The organism is Pseudomonas idahonensis, assembly GCF_037903935.1.
Taxonomy (GTDB): Bacteria; Pseudomonadota; Gammaproteobacteria; order Pseudomonadales; family Pseudomonadaceae; genus Aquipseudomonas; species Aquipseudomonas danubii.
This window is the reverse complement of record NZ_CP149586.1, coordinates 2,469,738-2,490,177: the sequence shown is the minus strand read 5'-3', so window position 1 is coordinate 2,490,177 and position 20,440 is coordinate 2,469,738. Positions and strand designations below refer to the sequence as shown.

The following is a 20,440-nucleotide window of genomic DNA, read 5'->3' as shown; positions in this document are numbered from 1 at the left end:
CCAGCGCCCGGCGCACAAAATCGAGTCGCTTCTGAGTTCCCATCAAAACACTAACGATGTAGGTGTTCCTTCACCCCTCCTGCTGCAACCGCGCAATCAAGGTCTCGATAAAGAACGCCAGGCTCTCTGGCAACACCCGCTTGGGCATGGTCAGCACCTGAATGTCCCGATCGCCCAAGCGCGGGTTGGACAGCGGCACCGACACCAGCCCATCCATCCCCCGCCCCTCGCCACTGATGGCGCTGGCAAAGGCCACCGTATCGGACTGGCGCACAAACTCATGCAGGGCCCCGGAGAAGTTGCAGGTCATCACCTGCTCAAAGCTCAGGCCGTCCATCTGACACACCAGGTCCAGCAGTTGCCGCTGGGTGGTGCCCTTGGGCGTCAAGGCCACCGGAAACGCCTGCACCTGCTCCAGTGACAGCACCCCGGCGCTGGCCAGTGGATGCCCCGCGCGCATCAGGGCGCGAATCGGCGAGCGAATCGAGTAGCACACATTCACCCCCTCCACCGGCTCGGTGCTGAAGGTCAGCCCCACGTCCGCCTCGCCCCGGCGAATGCGCTGCACGCACTCGTGGGGCGAGATCACGTCCAGGCGGTACTCGGCTCCGGGCCGCAGGCGGTAATGCTCCAGCAACACCCGGGGCAGGAAATACCGCGACAGGCCCTCGGTGGACACCAGGCGGATCACCTTGGCCCCCGGGTAACCCTCGCCCCGCAGTTCGGCGAGGATGTTCTCCTGTTCCAGCCAGGTGCGCCGGGCATGCTCGGCCAGGGCTTCGCCGGCGGCGGTGAGTTGCATGCCCCGTGGGCGCCGCTCGAACAGCGCCACGCCGACGCTCTCTTCCAGCAGGGCAATCTGCCGGCTCACCGCGCTGGGGGCGATGTGCAAACGCTCCCCCGCCGCCGCCAGGGAGCCGGCATCGATCACCGCCAGAAAATACCGATAGTCCATCTGCATCCCCTCGCAAAGCATCCAATTTTTAGAATCACGCCTTCAAAAAACAGCAATATACAGATGCCTTGCCCGACTCCACCATGGGCCCGTTCCCTTGCCCGACCGGAGTTGCAATGACCAAGCAAGCTGCCCTCGCCGGCGTTCGCCAATACCTGGACGACGGACACTTTGAACAGGACCTGCGACGCCGGGTGGCGTTTCGCAGCGACAGCCAGGACCCGGCCCACGCCGATGAACTGCCGCGCTACCTGCAGGAGGAAATCCAGCCGCTGCTGCAGCGCCTGGGCTTCGACTGCCACATGCTGGCCAACCCCGAGGCCGGTGGGCCGTTCCTGATCGCCACGCGCCTGGAAGACCCGGCCCTGCACACGGTGCTCAGCTACGGCCACGGCGACGTGGTGCCCGGTTACGCCGAACAGTGGCGCACGGGCCTGAATCCCTGGCAGCTGACCCTGGAGGGCGAACGCTGGTACGGCCGTGGCACCGCCGACAACAAGGGCCAGCACAGCATCAACCTGACCGCCCTGGAGCAAGTGCTCAAGGCCCGCGACGGGCGCCTGGGTTTCAACCTCAAGCTGCTGTTCGAGATGGGCGAGGAAGCCGGTTCCCCGGGGTTGCGCCAGCTGTGCCAGGAGCAGCGTGAATTGCTGCGGGCCGATGTGTTCATCGCCTCCGACGGCCCACGGCTGAATCAGGCCCGGCCGACGCTGTTCCTCGGCTCTCGCGGCTCTGTGCAGTTCCGCCTGGAGGTCAACACCCGGGACAAGGGCCTGCACTCGGGCAACTGGGGCGGGGTGATGAGCAACCCCGGCGTGGTACTGGCCAACGCCCTGGCCAGCCTGGTGGACCAGAACGGCCGCATCCGCTGCCGCGAACTGCTGCCGGCGAACATTCCCGACAACGTGCGCGCCGCCATCGCCGACCTGGAGATTGACCGCGACTCCCTGGGCCGCCCGCTGGACGAAGCCTGGGGCGAACCGGGGCTGACCCTGGGCGAGCGCCTGTTCGCCTGGAACACCCTGGAAATCCTCGCCTTCAGCACCGGCAACCCGCAAAAACCGGTGAACGCGATTCCGCCGCGGGCCGTGGCCTTCTGCCAATTGCGCTTTGTCCTCGGCACACCCTGGCAGCAGCTGGAAAGCCTGCTGCGGGCGCACCTGGACCGCGAAGGTTTCAGCCAGGTGGAAGTCGTCATGGAGCGCTGCTCTCCGGCCACCCGCCTGGACCCGGACAACCCCTGGGTCAAGTTCGCCAAGACCTCTATTGCAGGTAGCAGCGCACAGCGCCTGGCGCTGTTGCCGAACCTGGCGGGCACCCTGCCCAACGACATCTTCGCCGACGTGCTGGGGCTGCCGACCCTGTGGATTCCCCACTCCTACCCCGGCTGCTCGCAGCACGCCCCGGACGAACACCTGCTGCTGCCGGTGATTCGCGAGGGCCTGGAGATCATGACGGCCCTGTTCTGGGACCTGGGGGACCTGCCCCGAGCCTGAGACCGTCGCTTACCCCGCCCGACGCTGCTCGGGCACCTGTCGCTCAAAATCCAACAATAAGCAGGAGCGTCCTGTATGACAGCGTTAGCCACCACCTCGACCCAGGTCGAACCCAAAGCTTTATGGAAACCCATCGGCGCCGCCTTGATCGGCAACACCCTGGAGTGGTTCGACCTGTCGATCTACGCCTACTTCGCCCTGACCATTAGCCAGGTGTTCTTTCCCACCGCCGACCCGACCTTCTCCCTGCTGCTGGCCTTTGCCACCTTCGGCATCTCGTTCCTGATCCGCCCCCTGGGCGCGGCGGTCCTGGGCTCCTACGCCGACCGCCGGGGCCGCAAGAAAGCCCTGACCCTGTCGATCCTGATCATGCTGGCGGGCACCCTGCTGATCGCCATCATGCCCAGCTACGCCACCCTGGGCCTCGCCGCGCCGATCGGCATCCTCCTGGCCCGGCTGCTGCAAGGCTTCTCCGCCGGCGGCGAGTTCGGCACCTCCACCGCCTTCATGCTGGAACACGCACCAGCGCGCACCCGACACTTTGTCGCCAGCCTGCAATTCGCCAGCCAGGGCTTTGGCGTAGTCATCGCCTCGACCTTCGGCTACTTCCTGACCAAGCACCTCGATGCCCAGCAGATGCTCGACTGGGGCTGGCGCGTACCGTTTTTCTTCGGCCTGCTGCTGGGCCCGGTGGGCCTGTACATCCGCCGCACGGTGGACGAATCGCCGGACTTCAAGGCCAGCGAACCGGGGGAGCGCCCATTGCGCGAAGTGCTGGTAACCCAGAAGACCCTGCTGCTGATCGCCATGGGCACCCTGGTGGTGTCCACCGCCTCGAACTACATGATCCAGTACATGCCCTCCTACGCCGCCACCCGCCTGGACATTTCCCAGTCCTCGGGCTTTTTGGCGACCCTCACTGGCGGCCTGATCCTGACCTTCGTCACGCCCATCGTCGGCTACCTGTCCGGCCATATCGGACGCCTGAAAATCATGCTGACAGCGGCGGTGCTCTACGCCGTGGCAATCCTGCCCGCATTCCTCTGGCTCAACAGCCACCCCAGCGCCAGCTCCCTGCTGCTGGTGGTGGCACTGATGGCCCTGATCAAGGCGGTGTACTTCGCCCCCCTGCCATCGCTGATGGCGGACATCTTCCCCGTGCGCACCCGCGTCACCGGCATGTCCTTAAGCTACAACCTCGGCGTCACGATCTTCGGCGGTTTCGCCCCGGTGATCGCCACCGGGCTGATTGCGCTTACCGGCTCGCCACTGGCACCGAGTTTTTACCTGATGCTGGCAGCAGCACTGAGCGTCGTAGCCCTGCTGATGGCCCGCAAGAAACTCGGAATGACCTGAAATGCAGCCGTTTTTTGTCACGCGTGGTTGAAACGCCGCGTAGGAGCCGGCTTGCCGGCGAAAAGGCCCGTAAGTCATGCAGCGCCTGGGCGGGCGCCTTCGCTGGCAAGCCAGCTCCTACACAAACGCACCCCACCCTTAGCTTCAGGCCGGCCGGCAGGCCGCCGTCACGCTCTTGATCTTGATCTGAACGCCCCGTTAACCACGATGGCCGAACGCAGGCATTGAGCCGTGGGTAACCCGGCAGGACGCCGGGTTAGCCGCCCCAGGCCATGGATGGCCTGTGGCGGCGGCCCACGGATCAATGCCGGAGTTCGGGCATGCCGAGCCTAGGCGAGGCACCGAGTGGAGGGGCAAGAGCCTTTGGTTACTTTGGGCTCTTTCCAAAGTGACTCGCCGTAAGGGCGAAACCATAAGCCGCCACACCCGCAGCAACGGATGTATCCACCAATCAGACCGCACCCTCAGGTTTTACAACCGCTACGCGCCCGAGCGGGAGCAAGACGAGTGCTCCGCCCCCCTACTACTGCACCGGCAAAAAATTCATCAACAACAGACTCTGCGCATAATTGAACCCCACCCGCCGATAGCGCTCATCCAGAATCTGCGTCAGCAAATCCAACCGCGCCACAATCTTCCCAAACTCCACAGCAAAACTCAGATTGCTGCCCTCCTCGGAAATTTCATTGGAGAACAGCAACAACACCCCATTGGCATCCTGACGCTGGCTCAACAGCCAAGTGGCTTTTTCAATATTGCGCGCCGCATTACTGATGAACTGCGGATCAATGGTATCGGTCATGTAGAACTCGGTCCGCCCGCCATGGGCCGTCACCAACATGCTGCCAATGGCATAGATAAAGGCCCCGACCCGATCCCCCTGAAACTCCGGGCTCAAGGAATAACTCAAGGCCGCCAGATCACGACGATCCCCCAGGGCCGGCAATGGCTGGCGCTTTTCGATGGCATTACGAATCTCACGCTGGGCCGTGGTGCCATCGGGGAAACCCGACTTGCGCCACTGGCTGGGATTACGCAGATAGAGCTTGCCCATCAGCAGGTACAGGCTTTGCAGGTTGTCGCGCATGCCGATGGTGGCCATGCGATCGACGCTGGTCTGGAAGAATTCGTCAGGCTTGCCTTCACGAAACTGTTTGGCGATATCGCGCCCTTGCTGCTGGGTGCAGGCCGTGGCGCCAAGCATCAGCAGCACCACCAGGAACAGGCGCTGAAAGCGGGTTTGCATCATGCAAGAAGAGGGAGCGTAGGCCATCGGCACCGGGTCGAAATTCACGGGCTGCGGCGGGGATCGGCGCGGCCAGGCCTGGTGATAGAACGCAAAACTGTAAAAAAGTGCGATGGCCGCTGCCGACCATCGCCAAATCGCTCGCTTACGAGCGTCGCAACTGACCGGGGGAAACGATGATCTTGACGTTGTGTTCCTTGTTGTTGACCAGCTCCTCGAAGCCCTGGCCAACGATCTCTTCCAGCTGGATGCGCCCGGTCACCAGCGGCGCGATGTCCAGCCGGCCATCAGCGATAAAGGCGATCACATCGGCGAATTCACCGTTGTAGGCCAGGGCCCCCAGCACCGTTTTCTCGGTGGCCACCAGTTCGAAGAAGTTGAACTCGCTGGGCTCTTCGAAGATTCCCACCAGCACGCATTTGCCGGCCTTGCGGATCAGGTCGATGGCCAGCTTGGCGGTGTGCTTGTTGCCGATGCACTCAAAGCTGACATCGGCGCCCAATCCGCCGGTCAGGCGCTTGACCTCGGCCAGGGCGTCGCATTCCTTGGGATCGAGCACGTGGGTCGCGCCCACCTCCAGGGCCTTGGCCTTGCGCGCGCCGGACATTTCCAGGGCAATCACCTGGGCCGCGCCTGCGGCCTTGGCGCACATGATGGTGCACAGGCCGATGGTGCCGGCGCCGACCACCACCACGTTCTGCCCCAACAAACTGCCGGTTTTTTTCACCGCGTGCATGCCCACCGCCAGCGGCTCGATCAGCGCTCCGGCCTCGGCGGGAAAGTTGGCCGGCAAGGCGTACAGCAGGTTGGCCGGCACGTTGACCAATTCAGCGAAGGCGCCGTTGTTCATCAGCCCGGTAAAGGCCAGGTTTTCGCAGATGTTGTACAGGCCGTGGGTGCAGTAGTAGCAGGTGCCACAGTGCTGGCAGGCGTCGGCGGCCACCGGCTGACCGAGGCTGAAACCCTGGACCCCTTCGCCCAGGGCGACGATCTCGCCGCAGAACTCGTGGCCGAGGATGCACTGGCCTTTGATCCCGGTCAGCGGATGCGGCGCGTCCACCGGAATGAACACCGGCCCGGCCACGTATTCGTGCAGGTCGGAACCGCAGATGCCGCACCAGTCGACGCGAATCTGCACCCAGCCGGCGGGCGGCGCGTCGGGCAGCGGTACATCTTCGACGCGGATATCGTGGCGGCCGTGCCAGACCGCGGCGCGCATGCTCGGAACGGATTTGAGGGAAACACTCATCTTGGCTTCTCCATATTCTTGTAGAGCTGCGACGGCCCCCTGGCCGCCGCAGCACACCTCAGTGCTGGCGGATAAAGTCGAGGATCAGGCGGTTGACCTGCTCCGCCGCTTCCATCTGCAGCATGTGCCCCTGCCCCGGCAGCACCTCGATCTGCGCCTTGAGATCGGCGCTGTGGCTCGCCGGAATGATCCGGTCGTCACTGCCCCAGATCACCAGCACCGGCTGTGCGCCGTCCTGCACCACCGGGCGCAGGTCGGCCTGCTGGCGGCCATCGGCGAACAGCTTGCCGGCCAGTTGCCCGAGGGCCGCTTGCACCCCTTCCAGGCGCTTGTACTTGAGCATGTCGTCGAGCATCTGCCGGTTCACCAGCTCGGCATTGGAGAACAGCTGCACCAGTTGCGGCTTCAGCGCATTGCGGTTGCTGGCCTCGACGAAGCCTTGCAGGTAGTCGCCGTTGATCTCAGCGCCCAGCCCGGCGCTGCCGATCAGGGTCAGGGTGCGCACGCGGTCCGGCGCCAGCCGCGCGGTGTTGAGGGACACCGCGCCGCCCATGGAATGGCCTACCAGATGGGCCACGGGAATCTCCAGGTGATCCAGTAATGCCAGCAGCACTTCGCTCAATTCATCTAGGTCGCCGCGTTGCAGGGCCTTGGTCGATTCGCCGTGGCCCGGCAGGTCGAGGGCAATCACCCGGCGCCCGGCGGCCAGGGCTTCGTGGTTGAACAGCCAGTTGTTGAGGTCGCCGCCAAAGCCGTGCACCAGCACCAGCGGCATGCCGCCTTCGCCCCTTTCGAAATAACGGATCAAGCGGCCGCCAAGCTCGACCTTCTGCGGCGCCGGGCCACTGTCTTCGTCGGCGCTGTCGCCGGGCACGAAGCTGGCCTGGAACTGCTCGATCACCGCGTCGATCTCGGCGTCGCTGGCTTCGCCTTCGACCACGATGCCCAGCAGCGCGCCCACCGCCAGGGTCTCGTCCTGGCGGGCGATCTGCCGGCGCAGGATGCCGGAGAACGGCGCCTCGACGCTGCTGGAGATCTTGTCGGTCTCCACGTCCAGCACTTCATCGCCCTTGCTGATGCTCTGGCCTTCTTCCTTGAGCCAGGCATCGACCCGGCCCTCGGTCATCGACAGGCCCCACTTGGGCATGGTCAGGGTATGGATCTGGCTCATCAGCGGCTCCACTCGATCACAGTGAGCACGGCTTTTTCGATCTTCGCCGCGTCGGGGATGTACAGGTCTTCCAGGGCGTCGGAGAACGGCACTGGTGTATGGGGCGCGGTGACCATTTCGATCGGCGCCTTGAGGGAGGCGAAGGCTTTTTGCGCCACCAGGGCCGAGATGTCGGTGGCCATGGAGCAGCGCGGGTTGGCTTCGTCGATCACCACCAGGCGCCCGGTCTTCTCCACGCTTTCCAGGATGCTGTCTTCATCCAGCGGGCTGGTGGTGCGCAGGTCGATCACCTCGCAATCGATGCCGCGCCCGGCCAGGCTGCGCGCCGCGTCCAGGGCGGTGTTCACCGTGCGCCCGTAGGACACCAGGGTCACGTCCTTGCCGTCGCGCAGGAAGTTGGCCTCGCCGAAGGGAATCGCGTAGGACTCTTCCGGCACGTCGCCCTGCAGGCTGTAGAGCATTTTGTGCTCGCAGAAGATCACCGGGTCGTTGTCGCGGATGGCCTGGATCAACAGGCCCTTGGCGTCGTAGGGCGACGAGGGGCAGACCACTTTCAGCCCGGGGATGTGGGTCCACAGCGAGGTCAGCATCTGCGAGTGCTGGGCCGCAGCGCGCAGGCCGGCGCCGACCATGGTGCGGATCACCAGCGGAGTCTGGGCCTTGCCGCCGAACATGTAGCGAAACTTCGCCGCCTGATTGAGGATCTGGTCCAGGCAGCAGCCGGCGAAGTCGACGAACATCAGCTCGCACACCGGGCGTACGCCACGGGTGGCGGCGCCGACCGCGGCACCGACGTAGCCGATTTCCGACAGCGGTGTGTCCAGCACCCGTCCGGGGAATTGATGGTAGAGGCCCTTAGTCACCCCGAGCACACCGCCCCAGGCGTCGTTGTCGCCGGGGGCGCCGGCGCCGCCCGCCACGTCTTCACCCATGATGAACACGCTGGGGTCGCGCCGCATTTCCTGGGCCAGGGCTTCGTTGATGGCCTGCTGGTAACTGATTTTTCTCGCCATGATGGTGGTCTCTTGTTGTTCTGTGGGGCGTTATGGGTAGGCGACGTAGACGTCGCTGAGCAGGTCGGCGGGGCTCGGCTTGGGGTCGGACTTGGCCTTGCGCACCGCGTCTTCGATCAGCGCTTCCACCTCGGCATCGATCTGATCCAGCTGGCTGGCCTGCACCAGCCCCGAACGGGTGGTGCGTTCGCGGAACTGCATCAGGCAGTCGTTGTGCTCGCGGTAATGCTTGACCTCATCCGGCGCGCGGTAGGTCTGGGCGTCGCCCTCGAAGTGGCCGTAGTAGCGGGTCAGCTTGACCTCGATCAGCGACGGCCCCTCCCCGGCCCGGGCCCGCTCTACGGCGGCGCCGGCGGCTTCGTGCACGGCAAAGAAATCAAAGCCATCCACCGTCACCCCGGGCATGCCGAAACCGGCGGCGCGGTCGGCGATGTGGTCGCAGGCCACCGACCAGTTGGACGCCGTGGCTTCGGCGTAGCCATTGTTCTCGGCGATGAACAGGCACGGCAGGTTCCACACCGAGGCCATGTTCATGGCCTCGAACACCGCGCCCTCGTTGGAGCCGCCATCACCGAAGAACACCACCGACACACCGTCGGTGCCTTGCAGCCGGGCGGCCAGGGCCGCACCCACCACCAGCGGCGCCCCGGCACCGACGATGCCGTTGGCGCCGAGCATGCCCTTCTCGAAATCGGCGATGTGCATGGAGCCGCCCTTGCCCTGGCAGACCCCGGTCTTCTTGCCGTAGATCTCCGCCATCATCCCAAAGACGTCCACGCCCTTGGCGATGCAATGGCCGTGGCCGCGGTGGTTGGAGGCGATGCAGTCGTCGTCGCGCAGGTGGGCCATGACCCCGGCGGCGGAGGCTTCTTCCCCGGCGTAGAGGTGGACGAAACCGGGGATCTCGCCGGTGGCGAATTCCACGTGCAGGCGTTCTTCGAATGCGCGGATGGTGCGCATCACCCGGTAGGCGTGGAGCAACTGGTCAGTGGTCAGGGGTGTCGACATTTTTATTCTCCAGGGTGTCTTCGGACTGAAGGTTCACGGGGTGTTGCCGGTGATCGCGGTCGATGGCCAGCAGGCGCTGGCGCGCCGCGTGTGCCAGGACCGCGTTGACGTCGATGCTCAGCGGGCCGCCGGCATCCAGGGTGACCGTGGGCCGGTCGTGGGGGTTGAATTCGATCTCGCGCTCGCCATCCAGGGCCAGGGTGCCGGCGCTCAGGCACAGGGGCTGGGGCACGTCGGGTTGCAGGTAACCGGACTCCAGCACGCCGCAGCCCTGCAGCAGGCCGGGGGCCAGGGGCACCAGCAGCGCTTCGGGGGATTGCGGGTCCAGGCGCATCCAGGCGCCGTGGGGTTCCTGGCGAGTCACTGGCAGCCACAGCCCGCAAAGGGCGGAAATGCCGATGGACTGGGGCTCGGCAAAGGTCACGAAGACCTCGGCCAGATCGCTGGCGCGGCTGATGGCCCGGGCGCCGACAAAGGCCAGGGGCGACACCGCCACATCCACCAGGGCCACCTCGCACAGGCCCCGGGACGGCTCGCGCACCAGCAGCCGCTTGTTGCGCCGCAGGGCGATCTCGGCGGGCACCCGGCCGCTGGCGTAGAGCCCACCGGCCAGCCCGGCGCTGGTGGCTTCGCGCAGTTCCGGAAAGGCGTTGTTGGTGCCGGTGGACAGGGTCAGCAGCGGAATGTCACCGACCTCGGCGGCCACCGCCTTGTGGGTGCCGTCGCCCCCGAGCACGGCGATCAGCGACACCTCGCGCTCGGCCATCCAGCGCGCGGCCTGACGGGTGTCCTCGACGCTCTGGCGCAGGGTCAGGTCGAGGAACTCCAGGGCCGGCCAGTGCTGCTCCCGGGCCTGGCGGCTGCGGCTGTTTTTCTGCACCGCGGCGGCGATGCCGGTCATGTCGGTGGGCATCAGCACCTGGGTGATGCCGGTGGCGCCAAAGGCCGCCAGCAGGCGCTGGATCACCGAGACCTTGTCGGTGCTGGAGAACAGCCCGGCGTTGGCGGTAAGGCGGCGCACATCACGGCCCGAGGCCGGGTTGGCGATGATGCCAACGGTCAGGGGGCGGCGGTTCATGGGCTCACCGCGGGCGGAGCACAGGCAGGAGAAAACATCGGGCACCTCGTTCTTATTCTTCGATGGGCCAGTCGACGCGGGTTGCCGGAGTCTGGTTGCCAAGGGCCAGAGCAAGGCCGGTGCCAGGTGTCGGAAAACCTCTGCAAAAGGCTGTTCCAGAGCGGCTGACGTGCTTGCTGCGGCGCGTTGAAGCCAGCCGCCCGTGAGACGTTGCATGTCAGGCTGCACGGGGCCTGGGCGAGACCTTGAGACGTTGCGTCTCACTGCCGTCCCGGCGGCGTTCGGTGCTTGTCGAGGGCGGCGGATCGGCGCTTAATGCGCCGACAACGATAAGAAGCTGCAACCGGAGGCCTTCATGCTTTCCGCACATTCCAAAGCCCATGTGGACTGCGTCAGCCGGGTCCTGAAAAACGCCACGCACCTGCCCCAGGCGCCGGTGCCGAGCCTGATCCTCGATTCGTGGCGGCGCTCCATGGAGCAGCACCAGCTGGACCCCGGCTCGCTGCAGGGGCCGCGCATCCTGTCCGAAAACGTGCTCAAGGAATGCCGTGAGCGCTCCGAGCTGTTCCTGCGCATTGCCAGCGAAGAAGTGGCGCGCCTGCATGGCCGGGTGCGCGACGCCGACTACTGCGTGCTGCTCACCGACGCCCAGGGCCAGACCATCGACTACCGAGTGGAGTCCACCCTGCGCAACGACTGCCGCAAGGCCGGGCTGTACCTGGGCACCTGCTGGTCGGAGGGTGAAGAAGGCACCTGCGGCGTGGCGGCGGTGCTCACCGCGCGCACACCGATCACCGTGCACAAGCGCGATCATTTTCGCGCCGCCTTCATCGGCCTGACCTGCTCCGCCGCGCCGGTGTTCGACCCCCAGGGCGAGCTGCTGGGGGTGCTGGACGTGTCGGCAGTGCGCTCCCCGGATGACCGCCGTTCCCAGCACCTGATCCGACAGATGGTGGTGCAGAGCGCGCGGGAGATCGAACAGGCGTTCTTCATGAACAGCGCCCAGGGCTACTGGGTGCTGCGGGCCCATGCCAGCCCGGGCTATGTCGACAGCCAGCCGGATTACCTGCTGGCCTGGGACGACGACGGTTGCCTGCGGGCCCTGAACCCGGCGGCGCGCCATTACCTGCTGCGCCGCTATGGCCGCTTGCCGCAGCACATCACCCAGGTGTTCGACCCGCAGCTGTTGCAGCGCGCCCGGGACGAAGCCCTGTGCCCGCTGTCCGCCGAGCTGCACGGCCGCTTGCAGGCGCCGCGCCGGCCCCAGAGTCGCCCGCGCCTGAGCCTGGCCGGCGAACCGCTGGACCCGCGAGTGGAACAGAGCCTGCGCCTGGCGGTGCGGGTCAAGGACCGCCACCTGCCAGTGCTGATCCAGGGCGAGACCGGCTCCGGCAAGGAAGTCTTCGCCCGCCAGCTGCACCAGGCCAGCCAGCGCCGGGACCGGCCCTTTGTCGCGGTGAACTGCGCGGCGATACCCGAGAACCTGATCGAAAGCGAGCTGTTCGGCTACGTCGCCGGGGCCTTTACCGGGGCCTCGAACAAGGGCATGCAAGGGCTGCTGCAACAGGCCGATGGCGGCACCCTGTTCCTCGATGAAATCGGCGACATGCCCCTGGCCTTGCAGACCCGCCTGCTGCGGGTGCTGGCCGAGGGTGAAGTGGCGCCGCTGGGGGCCGCGCAGCGCAAGGCGGTGGATATCCAGGTGATCTGCGCCACCCACCGCGACCTGGAAGCGCTGGTGGCCGAGGGCAGCTTTCGCGAAGACCTGTATTTCCGCCTCGGTGGCGCGCGCTTTCAGCTGCCGCCGCTGCGCGAACGCAGCGACCGGCTGGCGCTGATCACACAGATTGTCGAAGAAGAATCCAAGCGCTGTGGCGCGCCGGTGCAACTGGGCAATGCGGCGCTGGAATGCCTGCTGGGCTACCGCTGGCCGGGCAACGTGCGGCAATTGCGCCACGTGCTGCGCTACGCCTGCGCCGTGTGCGAAGGGCCGCTGATCCAACTGCATGACTTGCCCGAACAACTGCGTGGCACAGCCGCCGAAGGCGCCCTGCCCGCCCTGGAAACCGCCACCAGCCCCGAGCGCCAGGCCCTGCTCGACGCCCTGGTGCGCCACCGCTGGAAACCCGTCGCGGCGGCCAAGGCCCTGGGCATTTCCCGCGCCACCCTGTACCGCCGCGTGCAACAGCACGGCATCCAGATGCCCGGCCGCAGCCCGGCCTAACCCAATGAAAACCTGTAGCCGCTGCTGAGCCCGCGAAGCTGCGCAAAGGCCCGCAGGGCCTTGCCTGGCGGTCTCCCGCCGAATCTACAGCGCCTTCAAAATCCCCGCGTCTCCTGCGGAGCCGTGCGCAGCCTGCGGCAGCGGCTACAGGAAGCGGCCCTGCGATCCCTGCGCTCTGTGTAGCCGCTGCTGAGCCTGCGAAGCTGCGCAAAGGCCCGCAGGGCCTTGCTTGGCGATCTCCCGCCGAATCTTCAGCGCCTTCAAGATCCCCGCGTCTCCTGCGGAGCCGTGCGCAGCCTGCGGCAGCGGCTACAGGAACCGCCCCTGCGATCCCTGCGGTCCGTGTAGCCGCTGCTGAGCCCGCGAAGCTGCGCAAAGGTCCGCAGGGCCTTGCTTGGCGGTCTCCCGCAGAATCTTCAGCGCCTTCAAAATCCCCGCGTCTCCTGCACAGCCGTGCGCAGCCTGCGGCAGCGGCTACAGGAAGCGGCCCTGCGATCCCTGGTCTGTGTAGCCGCTGCTGAGCCTGCGAAGCTGCGCAAAGGCCCGCAGGGCCTTGCTTGGCGATCTCCCGCCGAATCTTCAGCGCCTTCAAAATCCCCGCGTCTCCTGCGGAGCCGTACGCAGCCTGCGGCAGCGGCTACAGGGTTGGGTTGAGGCGGGCGCGGTAGCGCCCGGGGCTTTCGCCGGTCCATTTCTTGAACGCGCGGTGGAAGGCGCTGGGCTCTTGGAAGCCGGTGAGTTCGGCAATCTCGCTGATGCTGACGCTGGTGCGGCGTAGCAGTTCGACGGCCACGCCGCGGCGTACTTCGTCCTTGATCTCTTGATAGGAGCCGCCCTCGCGCTCCAGGCGCCGGCGCAGGGTGCTGGCGCTCATCTGCACTTCGCGGGCGAAGGCTTCCAGGGTCGGCCACTGGCTGTAGTGACTGCTGCGCAGGCGTTGGTGCACCTGGCGGGTCAGGCCGTGCTGGTTGCGAAAGCGGATCACCAGCCACTGCGGGGCGCTGCGCAGGAACACCTTGAGCGAGGCCAAATCCTGAACCACCGGCAGGCGCAAAAAGCGACTGGCAAATTCGATCTCGGTGCGCCCGGCGTTCCAGGTCAGGTTGCTGCCCCACAGCAGCGGGTCGTCGCTGAGGCTCAGGCGTGAATGACGAAAATCGGCGCGGTCGATGGGAATCCGCCGCCCGCCGAGCCAGCACAACAGGCTGATGATCAGCACCAGCAGGGTTTCCTCGGCGTAATGGCTACGCAGCGGATCGTCGCAGCGGCTGTCCAGGCTGATCACCGCGCGCTTGCCCCGCAAGCTGAGGCTGGCGCCGACGTCCCGTAAAAACAGGCCAAAGTTGTTCAGGCACTGGCGCAAGGCCTTTTCCAGGTTGGGCTCCTGGATCAGTCCGCGGCAGATCAGGGCGAAAGCCCCCGGCGGCATGCCGCGGGAGTCGAGCTGGAAGAATTCGTCCTGCAACTCGCGGATCTGGATCAGCCACAGGGCGGCAAAGGCACTGCCGGGCACCCGCGCCCGGGGCTGGTCGAGCAGCGCCGGGTCGATGCCGGCCTCGCTCAGTACCGCCGCCAGCCGCGCCGGCTGCTGGCGCAGGGCGTGGGTCATCACCCGGACAAAATAGACCGCGACCGAATCCGTTTCACGCATGTAGAGGCTGTGCTCCCGTAGCTGGACCTATGGCAAAAAACGCCAGCACCCTTGACCGCTTTTGGCATAGGCCGGCCACCGTGTGCGGCTCTAGACTCGCGCTGGATAACCCGCAGGGCAAGGCAACCGCGCCATGCTCCGCGAAGGCCATGAACAAAGGAAGAGCTGAAGATGAATCTTGCAAATATCGGGGTGATCGGCGCCGGCACCATGGGCAACGGTATCGCCCAGGTCTGCGCCCAGGCGGGCTTCGACGTGACCCTGCTGGACATCGCCCAGGGCGCCCTGGACAAGGCCCTGGCCACCATCGGCAAGAACCTCGACCGTCAGGTGAGCAAAGGCACCTTGAGCGAAGACGACAAGCGCGCCGCCCTGGACAAGATCCGCATCAGCACCGATTACAGCGTGCTCAAGGACGCGCAACTGGTGATCGAAGCCGCCACCGAGAACCTCGACCTCAAGCTCAAGGTGCTGCAGCAGATCGCCGCCCAGGTCAGCGCCGAGTGCGTGATCGCCTCCAACACCTCGTCGCTGTCCATCACCCAGCTGGCGGCCAGCGTCAGCGCGCCGGAGCGCTTTATCGGCCTGCATTTTTTCAACCCGGTGCCGGTGATGGGCCTGATCGAAGTGATCCGCGGCCTGCAGACCAGCGATGCGACCCACGCCCTGGCCATGAACATGGCCGAGCGCCTGGGCAAGACCGCGATCACCGCCGGTAACCGCCCGGGGTTTGTGGTCAACCGCATCCTGGTGCCGATGATCAACGAGGCGATCCTGGTGTTCCAGGAAGGCCTGGCCAGCGCCGAGGACATCGACGCCGGCATGCGCCTGGGCTGCAACCAGCCCATCGGCCCGCTGGCCCTGGCCGACCTGATCGGCCTGGACACCCTGCTGGCGATCCTCGAAGCCTTCTACGACGGCTTCAACGACAGCAAGTACCGTCCCGCGCCGCTGCTCAAGGAAATGGTTGCCGCCGGTTACCTGGGGCGCAAGACCGGTCGGGGTTTCCATACCTATGGCTGAGCGCTGCTCACGCTTTGCCGACAGCCGCGACAAGGCCCTGGAGCTGTTCGCCAGCAAGGGCTTCGGCCAGGTCGGCATGCGTGAGCTGGCGAGCCATCTGGGGCTGACCCCGGGCTCGCTGTACCACCATTACCCGAGCAAGCAGCACCTGCTGCTGGACCTGATCGAAGAGTTTTTCGATGAGCTGCACAGCACCCTCAAGCGCCTGCAACGGCGCAAGTTGCAGGGTGACTGCCTGCCGGCGCTGATCCGCGCCCACTTGAAGCTGCACCGGGAATTGCCGCGGCATTTCCGCTTGGTGGAGCGTGACAGCGGCTGCCTCAATCCCGACCAGCAGTTGCGGGTCGGGCAATTGCGCGAGCGTTACGAGCAACAGCTGCTGCAACTGCTGGGCACCCCGCCCGGCCTAGGTCCGCAGGCCCAGCGCGCCGCCGCCCATGCCCTGGCCAACCTGCTCAACAGCGCCCCCAGCTGGTTCAGCGAGCAACCGCTGGCCGAGCGTGAACGCGAAGCCCTGCTGGAAAACCTGCTCAGCGGCGCCATCGAGCGCCTGCTGGGGGGCGCGCCGCTGCACAGCGCGGTGGCCTGAGCCTGAGCCTCAGCGCAGTTGCAGGGGGTCCACCAGCCCGGCGGCAATCGCCATGCCCACCAGTTGCGGCAGGTGCTCGGCCTGCATGCGCTTCATCACCCGTGAGCGGTACAGGTCGATGGTCTTGACGCTGACCCCCAGTTGCTCGGCGATCTCGCGGTTGCTATAGCCCTGCACCAGCGGCAGCAACACGTCCTTCTCCCGTGGCGTCAGGCTCTCCAGCAAACCTTGCACCCGGGCCTGCCCGGCGCTCTGGTGCTGATGGCGGTCGGCGCGGCTCAGGGCCTGCTGCACGCTGTCCAGCAGCAGCTGTTCGTTGTAGGGCTTCTCGATGAAATCCACCGCCCCGGCCTTGAAGGCGCGGACCACGATGGGCACGTCGGCGTGGCCGCTGACAAAGATCAGCGGCAGGTGGATATCGCGCTGGCGCAACTCTTCCTGGACATTCAGCCCGCCCATGCCGGGCATGCGCACATCCAGCAGCACGCAGGCATTGAGGCTGGGGTCGCAGTGTTCGAGAAACTCGCGGCCGCTGGTGAACGGCAGCGCCTTGAGGCCCACCGACTCCAGGAGCCAGACGGTGGAGTCGAGCATGCCCGGGTCGTCGTCGACCACGTACACCAGCTGCTGCGCCTCACTTGTCATTGCCTTGCTCCTGTTGTCGGGTGGGAAGCTGAATCGGGATCGGCCGGGGCCGTGGCCGGCAGGTGGCAGCACATCGTCAAGCCACGCTCCTGGAGCTGAGCCTGCAAGTCGCCACCAAAGCCTTCGACGATGCTGCGGCTCATGGACAGTCCGAGCCCCAGGCCGTTGGCCTTGCTGGTGTAGAACGGGGTGAACAGCTGGGGCAACTGCTCGGCAGACACCCCGGGGCCCTGGTCGCTGACGCTGATCCGCACCCCGCCTTCGGCCGCCGCTTCGGCGCCCAGCACAATGTGCGAGCCTTGCTGTGGATGCACTTCGCGATTGGCCTCGATGGCGTTGCGCAACAGGTTCAGCAGCACCTGCTCCAGCAGCACCCGGTCGGCGTACACCGGCGGCAGATTATCCGCCAGCTGCAAGTCGATCGTCACCTGGCTGGACTGGGCTTCCCAGGCGCACAGGCGCACGGTTTCCCGGGCCACTTCGGCGAGGTCCAGGGCCTGCACCCGGCGCCCGCCCTTGCGCAGAAAGGCCCGCAAGCGCTTGATCACTTCGGCGGCGTGGGTCGCCTGTTCGGCGATCCGCTCCAGGCCCTGGGCGACCTTGCGGGCGGCGTCGGGCTGGGTGTCCAGGGCCTGCAAATAACGTTGGCTGGCGTTGGCGTAATTGACCACCGCCGCCAGGGGCTGGTTGATCTCGTGGGCGATGCCCGAGGCCAGTTCGCCCAGGGTCACCAGGCGCGCCGTGTGGGCCAGCTCGTCCTGGTGATGGCGCTGCTGGGCTTCGCGCAGTTCGCGCTCGCTCTGGTCGTGGGCCACCAGGGAATAGAAACGCTCGCCGCTGGCGGCGCGATGGGCCAGGAGCATCAGCGACACCGGCACCGAACCGCCGCCGGCCGGGGGTTGCAGGCGCGTCTCGACGCTCCAGCGGCCGCTGCGCTCGGCACAGCTCCAGCCTTCCTGTTGCAGGCTCTGCAGCACTTCCTGGCTGAGGATCGCCGCCAGCTCCGGCATCGCCTGCCCGGCGGCAAGCCCCAGGGTGCGCCGCGCGGCCGGGTTGAGGTAGGTCACCGCGCCCCCGGGCTGGATGAACAGCACCGGGTCGGGGTTGGCTTCCACCACTTCCGCCAGGCGCCGTTTGTTCTCCTCGGCCTGGACCCGGGCGGTGATGTCCCGGGACACCGCCACCACTTCCACCACGGTCCCGGTGTAGGTGTCGCGGATGCCGCGGCAGGCGGTTTCGAACCACAGGTAATGACCGTCGCAATGGCGGATGCGGTAGGTCATGGTGTGGTAGCCGTCCTGCTCCAGGGCGTCCTGAGTGCGCTGCATCAGCCCGGCCAGATCCTGACTGTGGAACAGGCTGCGGGCCAGCAGGCCGCGCAGTTGTTCCGGCCAGTAGCCCAACAGGGTCCAGGACGCCGGCGAGGCGTCGAGGAAGGTGCCGTCCGGGGTGTGCCGGGAAATCAGGTCGGTGGTGTTTTCGGTGATCAGCCGATACAGGCGCCGGGCCCTGGCCGACTCGCGCTCGGCCTGGACCTGGGTCGTGGCCTCTTGGCAGCGGGCCAATACCCGCTGCCGGTGCGGGTCAGGGATAAAGCTCCAGAGCAGGATGCGCTCGCCCCACTGGGCTTCCACCTGTTCGATGGCGCGCTGTTGCTCCAGGCAGGCCCGTACCAGGGCCGGGTGGTTGATCGGCAGCAGCGCCGCGAGATCGCCAGTGGCCGCATCGTCCAGCCACTGGCGCAGCGCCGGGTTGAGGTCCAGCGGCTGCGCCCGGGCGTCCAGCAGCAGGCTCGGTTGCGGGTCGTGGCCGAGCCAGAGCGAGTCCGGCAAGCGGCCTTCACGCTGGAGCTGCAGCCAGCGACTCAGGTGGGTGGAGGTGGGCATGGTCGATCAACCTGTGGGTGGCAACAGCAAAGATTCAATATAGTACAACTACTATACAACTCAGGTAGTACTTCCATATCAATCGACAAACAGTATATAAAAGACCCCGGATAAGTCACCGAGCGCCTGCAAAAAGCCTCGGCCAATAGAGCTAATAATCAGCCACCGGGTACCCGAACCATGTCCATCTACGAGCAAGGCCTGGCGCCGTCTGCCGTCAACCATATCGCCCTCTCCCCCTTGAGCTTCATCGAACGCACCGCTGCGGTTTACCCCGATTATCCGGCGGTGATCCACGGTTCGATCCGCCGCACCTGGGCCCAGACCTACAGCCGCTGCCGGCGTCTGGCCTCGGCCCTGGCCGGGCGCGGTATCGGCAAGAACGACACGGTGGCGGTGATGCTGCCGAACATCCCGGCGATGCTCGAAGCGCATTTTGGCGTGCCGATGATCGGCGCCGTGCTCAATGCCCTCAACGTACGCCTGGACGCCGAGGCCATCGCCTTCATGCTGGCCCACGGCGAAGCCAAGGTGCTGATCGCCGACCGCGAGTTCCATGAGGTGATCCACGCCGCCGTGGCCATGCTCGACCACCCGCCGCTGGTGATCGACCTTGACGACCCCGAGTACGGCGAAGGCCAGCCGGTCAGCGATCTGGACTACGAGGCCTTTCTTGCCGAGGGCGATCCGGAGTTTGCCTGGCAGTGGCCGGACGACGAGTGGCAGGCCATCGCCCTGAACTACACCTCAGGCACCACCGGCAACCCCAAGGGCGTGGTCTATCACCACCGCGGCGCCTACCTCAATGCCCTGGGCAACCAGATGACCTGGGCCATGGGCAACCACCCGGTGTACCTGTGGACCCTGCCGATGTTCCACTGCAATGGCTGGTGCTACCCCTGGACCGTCACCGCCCTGGCCGGGGTGCATGTGTTTTTGCGCCGGGTCGACCCGCAGAAGATCCTCAACCTGATCCGCGAGCATCAGGTCACTCACCTGTGCGGCGCGCCCATCGTGCTCAATGCCCTGGTGAACATGCCGGACTCGGCCAAGGCGGCCATCGACCACCCGGTCAACGCCATGGTGGCCGGGGCCGCGCCACCGGCCAAGGTGATCGGCGCCGTGGAGGAGATGGGCATCAAGGTGACCCACGTCTACGGCCTGACCGAGGTCTACGGCCCGGTGACCCTGTGCGCCTGGCATGCGGCCTGGGACGAGCTGCCGCTGGAGCAGCGGGCGCAGATCAAGTCTCGCCAGGGCGTGCGCTACCCGACCCTGGAAGGGGTGATGGTGGCCGATCCGAAAACCCTCGAACCCATGCCCCGGGACGGCCAGACCATCGGTGAGATCTTCATGCGCGGCAACACCGTTATGAAGGGCTACCTGAAGAACCCCACCGCCACCGCCGAAGCCTTCGAGGGCGGCTGGTTCCACACCGGCGACCTGGGGGTGACCCACCCCGACGGCTACATCGAAATCCGCGACCGGCTCAAGGACATCATCATTTCCGGCGGCGAGAACATCTCCACCATCGAGCTGGAAGGCGTGCTCTATCGCCACCCGGCGGTGCTGGAAGCAGCGGTGGTGGCCCGGCCCGACGAAAAATGGGGCGAAACCCCCTGCGCCTTCATCACCCTCAAGGCCGATCACCAGGACGTGAGCGAAGCCGAGATCATCGCCTTCTGCCGCGAACACCTGGCGGGCTTCAAGGTGCCGCGCACCGTGGTCTTCAGCACATTGCCCAAGACCTCCACCGGCAAGATCCAGAAGTTCGTCCTGCGCGACCTGGCGAAAAACCTCTAGCCTGAATACACCGACCCAGCCCCTGTAGGAGCTGGCCGGGCGGCGCT

Annotated in this window: 15 protein-coding genes and 1 pseudogene; 6 read left to right on the top strand and 10 right to left on the bottom strand. The window is 66.2% G+C overall.

Annotation, left to right across the window (positions count from 1 at the left end; all coding sequences use genetic code 11):
* Nucleotides 1-70 precede the first annotated feature (70 nt).
* On the bottom strand, nt 71-955 hold the full coding sequence (locus WIN67_RS11330) for a LysR family transcriptional regulator (protein ID WP_339071246.1): 885 nt from the start codon (nt 953-955) through the stop codon (nt 71-73).
* Nucleotides 956-1,071: 116 nt separating this feature from the next.
* Here WIN67_RS11330 and WIN67_RS11325 point away from each other — a divergent pair, with 116 nt between their 5' ends.
* Entirely contained in the window at nt 1,072-2,451 is a 1,380-nt protein-coding gene (locus WIN67_RS11325; RefSeq protein WP_339071245.1) for a M20 family metallopeptidase, read from the top strand.
* A gap of 75 nt (nt 2,452-2,526) precedes the next feature.
* A complete protein-coding gene (locus WIN67_RS11320; RefSeq protein WP_339071244.1) occupies nt 2,527-3,807 on the top strand; it encodes an MFS transporter in 1,281 nt (426 codons plus the stop codon).
* A 523-nt stretch (nt 3,808-4,330) separates the two neighbouring features.
* Here the strand turns inward: WIN67_RS11320 and WIN67_RS11315 are convergent.
* The 6 genes and pseudogenes from WIN67_RS11315 to WIN67_RS11290 form a co-directional block, all read right to left on the bottom strand.
* The gene (locus tag WIN67_RS11315; protein WP_170004158.1) at nt 4,331-5,056 is read right to left on the bottom strand and encodes a hypothetical protein; all 726 of its coding nucleotides are present in this window, start codon (nt 5,054-5,056) and stop codon (nt 4,331-4,333) included.
* 142 nt (nt 5,057-5,198) lie between these two features.
* Nucleotides 5,199-6,272, bottom strand: a complete 1,074-nt coding sequence (locus tag WIN67_RS11310; RefSeq protein WP_339071703.1) for a 2,3-butanediol dehydrogenase — start codon at nt 6,270-6,272, stop codon at nt 5,199-5,201.
* Between the two features lie 88 nt (nt 6,273-6,360).
* Nucleotides 6,361-7,473, bottom strand: a complete 1,113-nt coding sequence (locus tag WIN67_RS11305; protein ID WP_339071243.1) for an acetoin dehydrogenase dihydrolipoyllysine-residue acetyltransferase subunit — start codon at nt 7,471-7,473, stop codon at nt 6,361-6,363.
* Entirely contained in the window at nt 7,473-8,486 is a 1,014-nt protein-coding gene (locus WIN67_RS11300; RefSeq protein WP_102880274.1) for an alpha-ketoacid dehydrogenase subunit beta, read from the bottom strand. The genes WIN67_RS11305 and WIN67_RS11300 overlap by 1 nt, the downstream gene beginning before the upstream one ends.
* 30 nt (nt 8,487-8,516) lie before the next feature.
* Nucleotides 8,517-9,494: a thiamine pyrophosphate-dependent dehydrogenase E1 component subunit alpha gene (locus WIN67_RS11295; protein ID WP_272755506.1), complete on the bottom strand. Its 978-nt coding sequence runs from the start codon at nt 9,492-9,494 to the stop codon at nt 8,517-8,519.
* A 2-nt stretch (nt 9,495-9,496) separates the two neighbouring features.
* Nucleotides 9,497-10,572, bottom strand: a pseudogene (locus WIN67_RS11290) (ATP-NAD kinase family protein).
* A 355-nt stretch (nt 10,573-10,927) separates the two neighbouring features.
* Between WIN67_RS11290 and WIN67_RS11285 the strand changes: the two are divergent.
* A complete protein-coding gene (locus WIN67_RS11285; protein ID WP_339071239.1) occupies nt 10,928-12,796 on the top strand; it encodes a sigma-54-dependent Fis family transcriptional regulator in 1,869 nt (622 codons plus the stop codon).
* A 637-nt stretch (nt 12,797-13,433) separates the two neighbouring features.
* Here the strand turns inward: WIN67_RS11285 and WIN67_RS11280 are convergent.
* Nucleotides 13,434-14,447 (bottom strand): AraC family transcriptional regulator, encoded by a 1,014-nt coding sequence (locus WIN67_RS11280; RefSeq protein WP_339071238.1) that lies wholly within the window; start codon nt 14,445-14,447, stop codon nt 13,434-13,436.
* A 171-nt stretch (nt 14,448-14,618) separates the two neighbouring features.
* Here WIN67_RS11280 and WIN67_RS11275 point away from each other — a divergent pair, with 171 nt between their 5' ends.
* Both WIN67_RS11275 and WIN67_RS11270 read left to right on the top strand, forming a co-directional pair.
* On the top strand, nt 14,619-15,470 hold the full coding sequence (locus WIN67_RS11275; RefSeq protein ID WP_110653733.1) for a 3-hydroxybutyryl-CoA dehydrogenase: 852 nt from the start codon (nt 14,619-14,621) through the stop codon (nt 15,468-15,470).
* Nucleotides 15,463-16,059: a TetR/AcrR family transcriptional regulator gene (locus WIN67_RS11270; protein WP_102880269.1), complete on the top strand. Its 597-nt coding sequence runs from the start codon at nt 15,463-15,465 to the stop codon at nt 16,057-16,059. Before WIN67_RS11275 ends, WIN67_RS11270 begins: the two co-directional genes overlap by 8 nt.
* A gap of 9 nt (nt 16,060-16,068) precedes the next feature.
* Here the strand turns inward: WIN67_RS11270 and WIN67_RS11265 are convergent, their stop codons facing one another.
* Nucleotides 16,069-16,704 (bottom strand): response regulator transcription factor, encoded by a 636-nt coding sequence (locus tag WIN67_RS11265; protein WP_268563019.1) that lies wholly within the window; start codon nt 16,702-16,704, stop codon nt 16,069-16,071.
* Entirely contained in the window at nt 16,701-18,590 is a 1,890-nt protein-coding gene (locus WIN67_RS11260) for a PAS domain S-box protein (protein WP_339071237.1), read from the bottom strand. The genes WIN67_RS11265 and WIN67_RS11260 overlap by 4 nt, the downstream gene beginning before the upstream one ends.
* Nucleotides 18,591-18,770: 180 nt before the next feature.
* Here WIN67_RS11260 and WIN67_RS11255 point away from each other — a divergent pair, with 180 nt between their 5' ends.
* Nucleotides 18,771-20,393, top strand: coding sequence for an acyl-CoA synthetase (locus WIN67_RS11255; RefSeq protein WP_102880266.1), 1,623 nt, complete (start codon nt 18,771-18,773; stop codon nt 20,391-20,393).
* The last annotated feature ends 47 nt before the right edge of the window (nt 20,394-20,440 follow it).